The organism is Bradyrhizobium sp. ORS 86, assembly GCF_045571475.1.
Lineage (GTDB): Bacteria > Pseudomonadota > Alphaproteobacteria > Rhizobiales > Xanthobacteraceae > Bradyrhizobium.
Genome location: NZ_CP120699.1, coordinates 7,673,708 through 7,688,486, shown reverse-complemented (window position 1 = coordinate 7,688,486; position 14,779 = coordinate 7,673,708). Strand labels below are relative to the sequence as shown.

At 65.1% G+C, this 14,779-nt stretch carries 11 protein-coding genes; 7 read left to right on the top strand and 4 right to left on the bottom strand.

The features are described from left to right. Positions 1-69 precede the first annotated feature (69 nt). Positions 70-1,296: a threonine ammonia-lyase gene (locus tag P6U25_RS35480; protein ID WP_407149379.1), complete on the top strand. Its 1,227-nt coding sequence runs from the start codon at positions 70-72 to the stop codon at positions 1,294-1,296. A gap of 275 nt (positions 1,297-1,571) precedes the next feature. Here the strand turns inward: P6U25_RS35480 and P6U25_RS35475 are convergent, their stop codons facing one another. After that, positions 1,572-2,084 carry a DUF1697 domain-containing protein gene (locus P6U25_RS35475; RefSeq protein ID WP_407149378.1) on the bottom strand — a complete coding sequence of 171 codons (513 nt, stop codon included), beginning with the start codon at positions 2,082-2,084 and terminating at the stop codon, positions 1,572-1,574. Between the two features lie 27 nt (positions 2,085-2,111). Next, positions 2,112-2,417, bottom strand: coding sequence for a hypothetical protein (locus tag P6U25_RS35470; protein ID WP_407149377.1), 306 nt, complete (start codon positions 2,415-2,417; stop codon positions 2,112-2,114). Positions 2,418-2,587: 170 nt separating this feature from the next. Between P6U25_RS35470 and P6U25_RS35465 the strand changes: the two genes are divergently transcribed. Next, entirely contained in the window at positions 2,588-3,853 is a 1,266-nt protein-coding gene (locus P6U25_RS35465; protein ID WP_407149376.1) for a serine hydrolase domain-containing protein, read from the top strand. Between the two features lie 107 nt (positions 3,854-3,960). Beyond that, on the top strand, positions 3,961-4,665 hold the full coding sequence (locus tag P6U25_RS35460) for a dienelactone hydrolase family protein (RefSeq protein WP_407149374.1): 705 nt from the start codon (positions 3,961-3,963) through the stop codon (positions 4,663-4,665). A 33-nt stretch (positions 4,666-4,698) separates the two neighbouring features. Here the strand turns inward: P6U25_RS35460 and P6U25_RS35455 are convergent, their stop codons facing one another. After that, a complete protein-coding gene (locus P6U25_RS35455; RefSeq protein ID WP_407149373.1) occupies positions 4,699-5,811 on the bottom strand; it encodes a helix-turn-helix transcriptional regulator in 1,113 nt (370 codons plus the stop codon). 665 nt (positions 5,812-6,476) lie between these two features. Here P6U25_RS35455 and P6U25_RS35450 point away from each other — a divergent pair. The 4 genes from P6U25_RS35450 (at position 6,477) to P6U25_RS35435 (ending at position 14,307) form a co-directional block, all read left to right on the top strand. After that, positions 6,477-7,301, top strand: a complete 825-nt coding sequence (locus P6U25_RS35450) for a hypothetical protein (protein ID WP_407149372.1) — start codon at positions 6,477-6,479, stop codon at positions 7,299-7,301. Positions 7,302-7,859: 558 nt separating this feature from the next. Further along, a complete protein-coding gene (locus tag P6U25_RS35445) occupies positions 7,860-8,978 on the top strand; it encodes an efflux RND transporter periplasmic adaptor subunit (protein ID WP_407149371.1) in 1,119 nt (372 codons plus the stop codon). Next, entirely contained in the window at positions 8,975-12,133 is a 3,159-nt protein-coding gene (locus tag P6U25_RS35440; RefSeq protein WP_407149370.1) for an efflux RND transporter permease subunit, read from the top strand. The genes P6U25_RS35445 and P6U25_RS35440 overlap by 4 nt, the downstream gene beginning before the upstream one ends. Positions 12,134-12,276: 143 nt before the next feature. After that, on the top strand, positions 12,277-14,307 hold the full coding sequence (locus P6U25_RS35435) for a YgiQ family radical SAM protein (RefSeq protein ID WP_407152708.1): 2,031 nt from the start codon (positions 12,277-12,279) through the stop codon (positions 14,305-14,307). Between the two features lie 57 nt (positions 14,308-14,364). Here P6U25_RS35435 and P6U25_RS35430 read toward each other — a convergent pair whose 3' ends face one another. Next, positions 14,365-14,703: a YciI family protein gene (locus tag P6U25_RS35430; protein WP_407149369.1), complete on the bottom strand. Its 339-nt coding sequence runs from the start codon at positions 14,701-14,703 to the stop codon at positions 14,365-14,367. Positions 14,704-14,779 lie beyond the last annotated feature (76 nt).

Here is a 14,779-nt window from a genome sequence, read left to right as displayed (position 1 = left end):
GCGTGGTCGTTTTCGGCCCCAAAACCCGCTAGGCTTCGCTGTCCGAAACGCTCGAAGCGAAGCCAGCCGATGCCGCAAGATTCCAACGCCCAAGCCGCCGTGACGCTCGCCGATATACGGCGCGCCGCGGCCGTGATCCGTGACTCGGTCCTGGTCACGGTGTGCAACGAAAGCCGCACACTCGGCGCAATCTGCGGCTGCCGTCTGTTCCTCAAATTCGAGAACCTGCAATTCACCGCGACCTTCAAGGAGCGTGGGGCGCTCAACCGCCTGCATGCGCTGTCGCCCGACGAGCGCAAGCGCGGAGTGATCGCAATGTCGGCCGGCAATCACGCCCAGGGAGTGGCATACCACGCGAAGCGACTCGGTATTCCCGCCACCATCGTGATGCCGATCGGCACGCCGATGGTGAAGATCGAGAACACCCGGCGTCACGGCGCCGAGGTTATCATCACTGGACAGACCCTGGAGGAGTGCTTCGCATTCGTCGGGACCTATGCTGCCGAGCACGGCCTGATCCTGATCCATCCCTATGACGATCCGTTGATCATTGCCGGGCAGGGCACGATCGGGCTCGAGATGCTCGAGGCTGTGCCTGATCTTGACATCCTGGTGGTGCCGATCGGCGGCGGCGGGCTGATCTCGGGGATTGCGACCGCGGCGAAGGCACTGAAGCCGTCCATTCAGGTCATCGGCGTGCAGGCGCGGCTCTATCCATCGATGTACAACGCGATCAGGGGCGAGCAGTTGCCGATGCGCGGCGATACGCTGGCCGAAGGCATCGCGGTCAAGGCCCCGGGACAGATCACCACAAAGATCTGCCGCACGCTGGTCGACGACATCCTGCTCGTCAGCGAGGATCAGATTGAGCGCGCGGTCGCGATGCTGATCTCGATCGAGAAGACCGTGGTCGAGGGCGCCGGCGCGGCCGGGCTCGCCGCCGTGCTCGCTACGCCGGAGCGTTTCGCCGGCCGCAATGTCGGCCTCGTGCTGACCGGCGGCAATATCGACACCCGCCTGATCGCTTCGGTCTTGACCCGCGAGCTGGCGCGCGAGGGACGTCTGACGCAGCTTGCGCTCGATATCGTCGACCGGCCCGGGCAACTCGCCGCGGTGTCGATCCTGCTCGCGGAGGCCGGTGCCAATATCATCGAGGTCTCACATCAGCGAACCTTCTCCGATCTGCCGGCGAAGGCGACGCTGCTGGAGCTCGTGATCGAGACCCGCGATCGCGCGCATCTGGAGGACGTGCTGGCCAGGCTCGGTGCGGCGGGGTTTGTGGTGCGGGAGAGCTAAGCGCGATCCGGAAAAGCGTGAAGCGGTTTTCCGAAAAGATCAAGCTCAAACAAGGAGCTAAAGCGCGATGACGATTCGACCCAATCTCATCGCGCTTTAGGTAAGCAAGAGCCGATCTCGCCATAGCCATTTGCGCGCACGCTGTTCCGTCATGCTGAGGAGCGCGGAACGCGCGTCTCGAAGCATGCGCGGCTCCGCCGGCGGTCGTTCATCCTTCGAGACGGCCGCTTCGCGGCCTCCTCAGGATGACGGCTCTTGGGTTGGCAGATGGGCTCTCATTTCTTTGCCGCCAGCTCTGCGAGCTTGGCGATCGTGTTGATGTTGCGGGCGGTGCCTTTGGCGGCCGCAGGAATCTTCAGCTTCGAGCGGCCCATGCCGCTGCCATAGGCGACATAGATCTCACGCTTGCCGAGCCGCACCTGCTCGTCCTGCTGACCCCTGATATCTTTCAAGGCGTCCTTTGCCGGCGGATCGTCGAGGAAGATCGCGACCGTGTAGTTCGGTGGCTCGTTCGGGAACGGGTTGGCCTTCAGCACGGCGGCGACTTCTTCGGCGCTGCGGACCACCACGCCGACCGGCTTGCCGGCGTAGGCGTCCAGCCGCCTTTCCAGCGCGGCCTTGACCTTCACCGCGCCGTGCTTGGAGGAAAACACCACATTGCCGCTGGCGATGTAGGTTTGGACCTCGCCGAACCCTTCCTCGACGCACATCGCCTTCAGTTCGGTCATCGGCAGCTTGCCGGTGCCGCCGACATTGACCGCGCGCAGCAGGGCGACATAACGGGGCATTGTAGCCTCAGCGATGATGATGCGGTCCTAGGCGTCGTCTTTCTTCTTCGCTGGCTTCTTCGCCGGCGGCGGCTCTTCCATCGCTTTCTTGATCGCTCTGGCATAGGCATCGGCCGCATTCTCGGCGGAGTTCTGCAGCCGCTTGGCGGTCGCCGTTGCGTTCAGCATGGTGCTCTTCGCCATGAAGCGGAAGCGCGCCTTGGTGTCCTTGTCCTTGGCCTTGGCGGCGCGCGCCACCCACACGGCCTGGCGCTTCTTCGCGGCTGCCATCAGGGCCTTGGTCTGCGTTTTTGCGGTTTGCCGGATGACGGCGTCGAGGTCGGCTTCAGCCATTCAGATGCACTCATTGACTGTGTGTGCGCCGGAAGGGCGCACGGACAGGGGGAGGACGCTATCACTAGCGTACCCGGCGCGGTTTGAACATGCAGTCCTTTGCGGCCGCGATTGTCTCCGGCCGGCCGCTCCGGCATAACCGGTCTGGTCAGAGGAGAGCGGCCCCGCGGATGATGGCGCGGTTCAGTCGGCGCGACGTACTGATGCATACGGCGGCGATGGCTGCCGCAGGCACGATGGCAAATGCGTCCCATGCAGGGTCGGCGCCGCTCCGCGTCCTGCGGCAAGCCCGGGACATCGATGCCGTGCTGCGCGCCAAGGTCGATAGTGGAGCGGTCCCCGGCGTCGTTGCCATGGCCGCCAGCGCCCAGGCCACGATCTATGAGGGGGCCTTTGGCGCCCGCATGCAGGGTGCGGCGGGAAAAATGTCCGTCGACACCGTGTTTCGCATCGCCTCGATGGTCAAACTGTTGACCTCGGTCGCGGCGCTGCAACTGGTCGAGCGGGACAGGCTGAAGCTCGATGAACCCGCGGCCGATGTCGACCCGGCGCTCGGCGCGCTCGAGGTTCTCGCCGGATTCGACGCCAAGGGGACTCCGCAGCTTCGCCCGCCGCGAAGGCCGATCACGCTGCGCAACCTGCTGTCGCATACATCGGGCTTCAGCTATCCGTTGTGGGACGCTGGCGTCGTGCGCTACCTCCGGGCCGCGCGGTCCGATCCGGCGCTGCCGCGCAGCGTGCTGATGTTCGATCCGGGCAGCCGCTGGGCCTATGGCGGCAGCCTCGATCATGTCGGCCGGCTGGTCGAGATCGCGAGCGGGCTGACGCTCGATCGCTACTTCCAGGATCACATCCTCCGTCCGCTTGGCATGAGGGATACCGGCTTCACCATCTCCGAGCCGCAGCGCACCCGTGAGGCGCATCTGCACGTCCGCCAGAGCAACGGCGCGCTGGAGCCGCAGCCGCTGGAGAAGCACACGGTGTCCAGGCGATTCTCGGGCGGTGGCGGCATTTACTCCACCGCGCCCGACTACCTCACCTTGTTGCAGACGCTGCTGAACGGCGGCAGCTTTGCCGGCACCTCGATCCTGCGGCCACAGACGGTCGCGCTGATGGCAGCCAACCAGATCGGCGAGCTCGACGCCGGCGTCATGAAGACGACCAATCCGGCGATTTCGAACGACGTCGATTTCTTTCCGGGCGTTCGGTTGCGCTGGGGTCTCGGTCATATGATCAACCTCGATCCGGTCGAAGGCGGCCGCAAGGCGGGCAGCCTGACCTGGGCCGGCCTCTACAACACTTATTATTGGATCGATCCGGCCTCCGGCATTGCTGCGGTGATCATGATGCAGGTCTTGCCCTTTGCGGATGTCAGCGCACTCGCAACCTATCGGGCGTTCGAGCGTGCACTCTACCGGACGCGTGTCGCGACGTGATATATATGGTCGATGACGCAGCCGCGGACCGTGCCGAGGTGCCGATGCGAACCCTCAACCGAAGAAGCCTGCTTGGCGGCCTTGCCCTCGTCGCAGTGCCCCGCCCATTGCTGGCGGCGACAGCGGAGACGCTGAACGTCGACGCCGGCGACGGATCCGTCGCACTGAGCCGCTATGGTGCCCCAGGCAGCGGCAAGCGGTCCGCCGTGCTGCTTCTGCACGGCTCGCGCGGCTTCGATCTGAAGCCGCGTGCCTATGAACGCTACGCCGATGCGCTGACCGCAGACGGCATCGACGCTTATTTCGTTCGCTACTACACGGCGGCCGACGAGCGCGCGTTCGAGACGATGCGTTCCCGCGAGACCCGCGAGGCTTACGAGATGGGGCGTTACGATACCTGGGCTGGGCGGGTCTCCTCCGCGCTGGCCGCTGTATTGTCACGCGCGGATAGTTCCGGCCGGATCGGCCTGCTCGGATTCTCGCTGGGCGGCTACGTTGCCGCTGCCACGGCGGCGCACGACGCACGCGTTTCCGCGCTCGCGGTGCTGTATGCCGGCATGCCCGGAAAAATTGCCCCGGAGGTGAAGCGTCTGCCGCCGCTGCTCGAGCTGCATGGCGAGGCCGACCGCAATGTGCCGCTTGCGGAAGGCGAAGCGCTGGTCAAGCTGGGCAGGTCGGTCGGCGCGTCTGCGGAGATCGTCACCTATCCCGGCAAGGGCCACGGCTTCGACTTCGCGGACAACGATCCGATGACGGCCGATGCGGTCGGCCGTGTGTGCCGCTTTCTTCAGGCGCGCCTGAACACCACTTGAGGTCGTCCGGCTATCCCGCCGCGCCGCGAGGCCTCACGCCTCAGGCGAACCCTGCGGCGTTCTGGTGCCGGCAAGCAGCCCAGCCAATTCCACCTGTCGCCTTTGCCCGGTCTTCGCCAGCACCGCCTTGAGCTGGTTGCGCACTGTTTCGCGCGAGATGCCGAACGCTGTGGCAATCGTCTCAACCGTACGCCCCTCGGCGATGCCGCGTGCGACACGCGCTTCCGCCGGCGTCAGATCGAACAGACCTTGCAGCACCTCCGCCGTCGGCACGTCGGACGGTACGACCGGCGTCACCATCACGATCGCCGACGCGCGATCGAAAAGGTCCTGCGCGGCTCCGTGGATCGGCACCACATGCACGATCATCGGTGGGCGGTCGTCCTGCGCCGCGATCGGGACCGAGCGTACCTCGACGCTGATCACCCCATGATCGAGTGCCGCCAGCGCCTGTGCGAACAGCAGGTCGGCGCTGGCCGGCGCCAGCGTCAGACGGTCGGTGCGGTCCTGCATGACGTCGGGCACTAGGCGGTCGAACAGGGTGTTGGCCGTCATCAACCGGCCGCCGCGGCGTACCACGGCCGCGGGCAGCCCAAGCATCGCCAGCGACTCGGTTGCCGCCCTTGCGCGCTCCATGCCGAGCCGCGCGGAGAGCAGAGCTGCGCGCGCCAGATGCGGGCGCAGCGCGTCGAGCTGCTTCACCGCCTCCTGCTCGATCGGTCCGCGATCATATTCGCGTTCGACGCTGTAGATCAGCACGTCGCCGCTCGGTACGGGGATCGCGGTGCCCGCGCCCCATCCGAGCCCGCGCGGGCGGAAGAATTCACGGATCTGCAGATCCTGCTGCACCTCCTCGGGGGAAGCGAACACGTCGATGTCGCGCAAGAAGCCGGCATGATTGGCGGCAAGCAGACGCGGCAGACGTCCATTGCGCTCGTGCCAGCGGCCCTCGACATAGGCGACTGTGTCGTCGTGCATGTCGGGGGAAGCAATCCAGCGCATGTCGTGCGGATCTGCCGTCAGCAGCACGACCCCGCGTGCGCGCGCGATGCCGCCGACCTGATGCAGCACCTGTGGCCACAGCTCCGGAACGACCGCGGCTTCATAGACCAGTTCGATCAGATGCTCGTGCAGGTCGTCTTTCATCAGACTTTCCGGAGCAATGTTACCAGGCAGATAAACCCGCCGGCCACGGAAATATTTCCTTAGAGCGATTCGAATGGACGCGGGAGTCCGTGATACTCCGGGGAGACGACGGCGATCGCTGCGAGGCAGCAAGCCGGGCTCGGTCCGCGCCACGCGGAGCCGCGCCGGAATGCAGATTGTTGACGAGTTGAAACGTTCTGAAGCGTTGAGAAATCAATCGGCAGGAATGCCGCGAGCACGCGCTCGGAATCGTAACATCTTTGCAACGCCGCTCGCGAACATTCGAGCATGAACATCCTTTAATTTGCGTCGCTGCGGCTCCTCACGCCAGCTAGGCGGACGCAAGGTGACCCATGATCAGCCGCAGGGCGCTGTCCGGATTGTTGATGACGCTGGTCGGTCCGGCTTCGATGGCCGGCAGCGACGACCTTGGACTTGGCCATTGCCGCGGAGCTTGCGCCAACGTCGATCTGCCAGCCCTCGGCTATGACGCGTTCTGCCGCTCGTTCTTCGATATCGCCGCAAGCGGAAAGCTGAGGGCCGGCGCAACAGGGCCGGACATTCGACGAGAGATGAGATCGCTGTTCCTGGAGCGTCGTCTCTATCGCGCCTCCAGTGACGAGATGCGTGTCCTGTGGCGGAGGACGCAGGATCGCTTCTCCGTCGTGAAGGTCGAACTCGATCTGGAATGCGGGCTGCCGGTGCGCGGATGCCTCGGAATTCCCGATGGTGAGGCCAAGGGTCTGGTGCTGCTGGCCCACGGCATGGCCAGCACACCGGAGCGGTGCTTCGTCGACACAGATCCGGACTACATGAATGCCATCGGCAAGCAACTTTGCCAGGACGGTTACGTCGTCTGGTGCCCCTACATTGTCCAGATCGGCAACCAGGAAAGCCAGAACAACATCGCCGCTATGCTGGCGTCGCATCACATCTCCGCTCACAACGTGTCGTGCGCATCGATCGATGCGGGCGAAACCGTTTGCAGGATAGTGACCGGGCTATCCGGTCTGAATGTGGGCGTATACGGCGTGTCCTGGGGCGCGTTCCTGGCGCTTCATCTCGAAGCTGCGACCGGGCGGATGAGGCCGACTGTTGTCTCGGGATATATGCGCGACGAAAAGAAATTTCTGATGTCGCCGACCATCAGCAAGAATCTCGGCATCGAGCTCGCGAGCTACATCCATTTTAGCAGGAGCCGCACCAAATATGTCGGACGAGCGCTGGCGAGCCTGATCTCCCCTTGCCCTCTTTTCGCCGAACTTGGAAACCGCGACGTTGCAAACTCGGTCGCATGTGGACGGGATGAGAAGTTCGCGGAGATGCAGGCGGTGTACGCAGCCTCTGGCCACGGGCATTTGATCGACATGATCGTCTTCGACGGCGTGCATGAGGTCAATGGCAAGAGCGCCAGGCCATGGCTGCAGGCGCGCTTGGCATCGCCGGCCTATCAAGCGACGTCCCGTCTGAAGAACGCGATCGCCTTGTGAAGGGGCGTGGCCGCCTCAAGTCGGCCTCAATGCGCGCCGAACCTTGCCAAGCGCATGTGATGACCGATGGACTGGAGCGCATCACGCTCGCGGCGGGCGAAGCCGTTCATGGGCGCACCCGCGGTATCGTCGTCGTGACGCCTTGATCGCAGGCGCGTACTAATGTGCGCACGCAGCATCGGGCACGGCGAGGCCGGGAACACGCCGAAGCGAAGCGGCAACTCGCGAGCATTTGAGCACAATTGCAGCGGCGACCAGCGCCCGTCCGAGGGCGCCATTCCCGTGTCGCGAGCACAGATGCGGAACGCACGATCCGGTTACAGCATTGTCGGATGTGGATTCTGCGCGTTATGATCTGCTGCGCGCAACCAGCCTATCCCGGCCTTCGCGCTCGAAGGAACTCGATCTCAACTCTGCAGGCGGTGACCGGGGTTCGACAACATGAATGGTACCGAAAGTATGCGCGGTCGAACGGCGGGTCTTCTCATATCAGCAGGACTGGTGGTTGCGGGGATATCTGCGGCCGACGCTCAGCCGGCACCTGCAGGGCCTCCGGGCGTGGGCGTGATCGAGGCGGTCAAGCGGCCGGTGACCGAGTCGAGCGAGTTTCTTGGTCGCGTCGAGGCGACCAACCGCGTCAATGTGGTCGCGCGCGTCACCGCGTTCTTGGACAAGCGGAACTTCGTCGAGGGCGCCGAGGTCAAGTCCGGCGATCTGCTCTATCAGCTCGAGCGCGGTCCGTTCGAGGCCGACTTGGAATCGAAGAAGGCGCAGGTCGCGCAACTGCAGGCGACGCTTGTCAACGCCAAGCTGACGACGAACCGTGCCAAGGCCCTGCTCGGCGGCCCAGCCGGTCAGCAATCGACCTATGACGCCGCGGTCGCCAATCAGCAGAGCCTCGAAGCGCAGGTCCAAGCCGCGCAGGCGCAGGTCGATCTGTCCCAGATCAATCTCGACTACACCGAGATCCATTCGCCGATCGACGGCAGGATCGGGCGCACCGCGGTCACCGAAGGCAACGTGGTGACACCCAGCTCGGGAACATTGACGACGATCGTCAGCCAGGACCCGATGTATGTCACCTTCCCGGTGTCGGTGCGTGAGGCGCTGAACCTGCGCGCTCGCTATGCGACACGGGGTGGCTTCAACGCGGTCGTCATCCGGCTGCGCCTGCCGGACGGCCGGCTCTACGACAAGGTCGGTGAACTCAACTTCGTCAACAACACCATCGCGCAGAACACCGACACGATCACACTCCGCGGCACCATCCCGAATCCGCCTCTGTACAAGCCGACTGAAACCGGCGGCGCGATCCGCGAACTCACCGACAACGAGTTCGTGACAGTTCTGTTGGAAGGCGTGCAGCCGGTCGAGGTGCTGGCGATCCCGCGCGCGGCGGTGCTGTCGGATCAGCAGGGTGAATATGTCTATGTCGTCGGCGCGGACAACAAGGCCGAGCAACGGCGGATCAAGCTCGGGCAATCGACGTCCACGATCGCGGCGGTGACGGACGGACTCTCGCTTGGCGACAAGGTGATCGCCGAGGGGGTGCAGAAGGTGCGGCCGGGCGAAGTCGTGGCGCCGGGGCCGGCCAGCGCGATGATCCAGTCGAGCATGAAAGCGTCCGCGGAAGGCAATGGCGGGGCCGGGGCTTCGAAATCGGGCGCTAACCCATGATTTCCGCGGTCTTCGTCGATCGTCCGCGGCTAGCGATCGTCATTGCGTTCGTGATCACGATCGCGGGCGCGCTGGCGCTGTTGCAGATCCCCGTCGCCCAGTTCCCCGACATCGTGCCGCCGCAGGTCACGGTCTCGGCGGTGTATCCCGGGGCCTCCGCCGACGTGGTGGAATCGAGCGTCGCCCAGCCGCTTGAAGCGCAGGTCGTCGGCGTCGACAAGATGCTCTACATGAAGTCGACCAGCGGCAATGACGGCAGTTATACGCTGACGGTATCGTTCGCGCTCGGCACCAATCCGGACATCAACACGGTCAACGTCAACAACCGGGTGCAGAGCGCGCTTGCGCAACTGCCGACCGAGGTGCAGGCGCAGGGCCTGACCGTGCAGAAGAAATCCTCGGCCGTGCTGCAGTTCATCGTGCTGTACAGCAAGAGCGGCAAGCAGGACCCGCTGTTCATCACCAACTACGCCATCATCAACGTGCTGGATGCGATCTCGCGCACACCCGGCGTCGGACAGGCGTCGCTGTTCGCGAAACTGAACTACTCGATGCGGATCTGGTTCGACACGCAGCGGCTCACCAGCCTCAACCTGGCGCCATCGGACGTGATCGCCGCGATCAGGGCGCAGAGCGTGCAGGCGCCGGTCGGCCGCATCGGCGCGCGCCCGATCAGTAACGATCAGCAGTTCCAGTTCAACGTGCAGACGCAGGGACGTCTCGCCACTTCGGAACAGTTCGGCAATATCGTGCTGCGGGCCAACCCGGACGGATCGGTGCTGCGGATCAGGGACGTCGCTCGCGTCGAGATCGGCGCCCAGAACATGGACTCAGAATCGCGGATCGACGGCAATCCCGGCGTACCGATGGGCATCTATCTCGCTCCCGGCGCCAACGCCGTGACGACCGCGAAGGCCGTCCAGGCCACGCTCGCCAAGCTGTCGGAGCGGTTTCCGCCGGAGCTGACCTATCTCGTGCAGTATGACTCCACGACCTTCGTCTCTGATACGATCAAGGAGGTGATGAAGACGCTCGGCGAAGCCTTCGTGCTCGTCGTGATCGTGGTGTTCCTGTTCCTGGGCAATCTGCGCGCCACCGTGATTCCGGCGGTGGCGGTTCCGGTCAGCCTGATCGGGACCTTCGCCGTCCTGCTGGCGATGGGCTATTCCGCCAACACGGTCTCGCTGCTGGCGATGGTGCTCGCCATCGGCATCGTGGTCGACGACGCCATCGTGGTGGTGGAGAACGTCGAACGCGTCATGGAGGAGGAGCCGGAGCTGTCGCCTGCCGACGCGACCAAGAAAGCCATGGCGCAGATCACCGCGCCGATCATCGCGATCTCGCTGGTGCTGCTTTCGGTGTTCGTGCCGATCGCGTTCATCCCCGGCATCTCCGGAACGCTGTTCCGTCAGTTCGCGGTGACGATCAGCGCGGCGATGGTGATCTCGGCGCTGAATGCGCTCACGCTCTCACCGGCGCTCTGCGCCGTGTTCCTGCGGCACGGCGGACCGCGCCGCGGCATCATGGGACGGGTGCTCGGTGGCATCGATTGGGTCCGCGACCGCTACGCCAGCATGGTTCGGCGGCTGTTACGTCTGGCTTTGCTGTCGCTGGTCGCCGTCCTGGTGTTCGCCGGCGGGATCTTCGGCGTGTCGCGGATCACGCCGACGGGCTTCCTGCCCGAGGAGGACCAGGGCGCATTCTTCATCTCCGTGCAGTTGCCCGACGGCGCATCGGTGGCGCGCACCAGCGAGGTGACCAAGCAGGTCGAGGCGTTGCTGAAGAAGAATCCGGCCGTCGATCACGTGCTGTCGATCATCGGCTTTTCGCTGCTCGACGGCGTCAGCGAGCCGAATTCGGCCTTCATGGTGGCCAGGATGAAGCCGTTTGCGGACCGCAAGGCCGTCACCGATTCGGTGCAGGCCGCGATCGGGCAGACCTTCATGGCCGGCGCGCAAATCCGCCAGGCCTCTGTCCTGCCGTTCAACCTGCCGCCGATCATCGGGCTTTCCACCTCGGGCGGCTTCGAATACCAGCTCGAAGCACTCGAGGGGCAGGACCCCGCTGCGCTCGGCAGCGTGATGGGTGGATTGATCGGCGCCGCAAACCGCGACCCGCGGCTGACCCGCGTGTTCTCGACCTTCACCGCGACCAATCCATCGATCTATCTCGACATCGATCGCGCCAAGGCGCAGGCGCTCGGCCTCAACATGGCCGACGTCTTCACCGCGCTGCAGGCCACGCTCGGCGGCATCTACGTCAACAACTTCAACCTGTTCGGCCGCACCTGGCAGGTCAACGTGCAGGGCGAGGCCGCCAACCGCGCCGACATCCCCGATATCTGGCAAATCTATGTGCGCAACAGCGGCGGCGAGATGGTGCCGATCCGCTCGATCGCAAGCTTGCGGATCGTCACCGGCCCGCAGGTGATCACCCGCTACAACAATTATCGTTCGGTCACCGTCAATGGCAGCCCGGCGACGGGCATATCCTCGGGCACGGCGCTTGCGGCCATGTCCGAGGTCTCCAAGGCGACGCTGCCCGCGGGCTATTCCTATGAGTGGACCGGCACCGCCTATCAGGAGCAGGCGGCCTCGGGTCAGACCGGCATCATCCTCGCGCTCGCCGTGCTGTTCGCCTATCTGTTCCTGGTCGCGTTGTACGAGAGCTGGACGATCCCGATTCCGGTGCTGCTGTCGGTCGCGGTCGGCGTGTTCGGCTCCTATCTCGCCATCAAGGTCGCGGGATTGAATCTCGATCTCTATGGCCAGATCGGCCTCGTGGTGCTGATCGCGCTCGCGGCCAAGAACGGCATCCTGATCGTCGAGTTCGCCAAGGAGCAGCGCGAAGCCGGCCTGCCGATCCGGGAAGCCGCGGCCCTCGGATCGCAGATGCGCTTCCGCGCGGTCATGATGACCTCGATCGCGTTCATCCTGGGCCTCGTTCCGCTGGTGGTCGCGACCGGCGCGGCCCAGATCAGCCGCAGAGCGGTTGGCACGGCGGTGTTCGGCGGCATGCTCGCCGCAAGCTCGATCGGCATCTTCCTGGTGCCGATGCTCTACGTCACCTTCCAGCGCTGGCGCGAGGGCGTGAAAAATCGGTTCGGTCGCAAGGACAGGGGACCCGACGCCCCGGCCCACGACCGGCCGGAGTGACAGCGACGGTCTTGCTGAGAGCGTAACGGTTTGATTTGCGGGGCAAATTGTCCCTCTGTGCCGGCACAATGGCCCTCGCGGCCACGTCGCGCCGCAGGTCGGCCGGTTGAATTCGCAGCCACGGAGCCCTATGCGTGAGCGCCATGGAAACCCTCGTTGCAACTGCAAAGCCCTTGAGCTCCTGGTCGCGCCACCGGGCGCATCCCGGCAAGCCGGCGCCGTTCCTGCCGATGAGCCGCGCCGAGATGACGGCGCTGGGCTGGGACGAATGCGACATCGTGCTGGTGACGGGCGATGCCTATGTCGACCATCCGAGCTTCGGCATGGCGATCATCGGCCGGCTGTTGGAGGCTCAGGGCTTCAGGGTCGGCATCATCGCGCAGCCCGATTGGCAGTCGGCCGAGCCGTTCAAGGCGCTGGGAAGGCCGCGCGTGTTCTTCGGCGTCACCGGCGGCAACATGGACTCGATGGTCAACCGCTACACTGCGGACCGCCGGCTGCGCCACGACGACGCCTACACGCCGGACGGAGAAGGCGGCCGGCGGCCGGACCGCTGCACCATCGTCTATGCCCAACGCTGCCGCGAAGCGTTCAAGGACGTGCCGATCGTGCTCGGCGGCATCGAGGCGTCGCTGCGCCGCATCGCGCATTACGACTACTGGTCCGACAAGGTGCGCCGCTCGGTGCTGGCGGACGCCAAGGCAGACCTTTTGCTCTACGGTAACGCCGAGCGTGCCGTCGTCGAGGTGGCGCACCGGCTCGCCAATGGCGAGGCGCCGCGCGATCTCGACTCGATCAGGGGCGTGGCGCTGTTCCGCCGCGTGCCCGAGGATTATGCGGAGCTGCATGCCGACGATCTCGACACTGCCGACGAGGGCGCGGCGCGCCATCCCGGCAATGTCGTGATCCGCCTGCCGGCCTGCGAGCAGGTCGAAGAGGATCGCGAGGCCTATGCCCGCGCCTCGCGCGTGTTGCACCGGGAGAGCAATCCCGGCAACGCACGGCCGCTGGTGCAGCGCCACGGCGACCGCGACCTGTGGCTGAACCCGCCGCCGATCCCGCTGACGACAGCCGAGATGGACGCCGTCTACGATCTGCCCTACGCCCGCGCGCCGCATCCCTCCTATCGCGATGCCAAGATTCCCGCATGGGAGATGATCAAGTTCTCGGTGACGATCATGCGCGGCTGCTTCGGCGGCTGCACTTTCTGTTCGATCACCGAGCATGAGGGCCGCATCATCCAGAACCGCTCGGAGGGCTCGATCCTGCGCGAGATCGAGCGCATCAGAGACAAGACGCCGGGCTTCACCGGCGTGATCTCCGACATCGGCGGGCCGACCGCCAACATGTACCGGATGGCGTGCAAGGATCCCAAGATCGAGGCGGCATGCCGGCGGCCGTCCTGCGTCTTCCCCGAGATCTGCCCGAATCTCAATACCTCGCATGACGAGCTGATCCGGCTCTATCGCAAGGTGCGCGAGGTAAAGGGCATCAAGAAGGTGATGGTTGCCTCCGGCGTGCGCTACGATCTCGCGGTGGAGAGCCCCGCCTATATCAAGGAGCTCGTCACCCATCACGTCGGCGGCTACTTGAAGATCGCGCCCGAGCATACCGAGCGCGGCCCGCTCGACAAGATGATGAAGCCGGGCATCGGCGCCTACGACCGCTTCAAGCGGATGTTCGATGCCGCGGCCGAGCAGGCCGGCAAGAAGTACTATCTGATTCCGTATTTCATCGCGGCGCATCCGGGCACGACCGATGAGGACATGATGAACCTCGCGCTCTGGCTCAAGAAGAATCGCTACCGCGCCGATCAGGTGCAGACCTTCCTGCCGTCGCCGATGGCGACCGCGACGGCGATGTACCACACCGGCGTCAATCCGCTGCGCGGCGTGCGCCGTGGCGCGAGCGACCAGGTCGAGGCGATCAAGGGGCTGCGGCAGCGCCGGCTGCACAAGGCGTTCCTGCGCTATCATGACCCCGACAACTGGCCGCTGCTGCGCGAGGCGCTGAAAGCGATGGGCCGCGCCGACCTGATCGGCTCGCGTCCCGATCAACTCGTGCCCGCCCACCAGCCGCCCGGCACCGGCAAGGCCGCCGGCACCCGCCGTCCGGTGCGCCCCGGCGGCAAGACGCCGCGCTTCACCACCAAGGGCCTGCGGATGGGCAAGTAAGCGAGCATCGCCCGGTGTCTGATGCGGCCGCGCTTTGCAGGCGGGCCGCTTGGCTTCTTACCAGTATTTCTGGGCCGGACGAACCTCAACCGCACCCCCCAAGCGGGCAGCCGGGATGCGGGCGGCCAATTCGATCGCCGCATCAATCGTGTCGGCTTCGAATTCCAGATAGGCTCCCACTGCGTGTTCCTGGTAGGGCCCTTGCGCGGTTACGGTCTCGCCGTTCTGCACGCGAACGGTGACAGCGTCTTTCGGCAGGCCAGCCGGCAGTCCCGGCGTTACATTGGGCGTCGCGGTCACGGCCGCGTATTGCGCGGCCACAGCCTGATACTCGCTTTCACTGAGCGCCTTCGCGTCGAAGTCCTTCGGCTGATAGATGAACATCAGATATTTCATGGCGTTGATCTCCAGGGTTGATCGAACTTGGGCTCCTGCGTTAGCCCCTATCCTATTGACGAAGCGAAGCTCCATT

Coding starts and splice junctions, on each gene's coding strand:
- P6U25_RS35480 (WP_407149379.1), top strand. CDS start 70: ATGCCGCAAGATTCCAACGCCCAAGCCGCCGTGACGCTCGCCGATATA.
- P6U25_RS35475 (WP_407149378.1), bottom strand. CDS start 2,084: ATGCCCCGTTATGTCGCCCTGCTGCGCGCGGTCAATGTCGGCGGCACC.
- P6U25_RS35470 (WP_407149377.1), bottom strand. CDS start 2,417: ATGGCTGAAGCCGACCTCGACGCCGTCATCCGGCAAACCGCAAAAACG.
- P6U25_RS35465 (WP_407149376.1), top strand. CDS start 2,588: ATGATGGCGCGGTTCAGTCGGCGCGACGTACTGATGCATACGGCGGCG.
- P6U25_RS35455 (WP_407149373.1), bottom strand. CDS start 5,811: ATGAAAGACGACCTGCACGAGCATCTGATCGAACTGGTCTATGAAGCC.
- P6U25_RS35440 (WP_407149370.1), top strand. CDS start 8,975: ATGATTTCCGCGGTCTTCGTCGATCGTCCGCGGCTAGCGATCGTCATT.
- P6U25_RS35435 (WP_407152708.1), top strand. CDS start 12,277: ATGGAAACCCTCGTTGCAACTGCAAAGCCCTTGAGCTCCTGGTCGCGC.
- P6U25_RS35430 (WP_407149369.1), bottom strand. CDS start 14,703: ATGAAATATCTGATGTTCATCTATCAGCCGAAGGACTTCGACGCGAAG.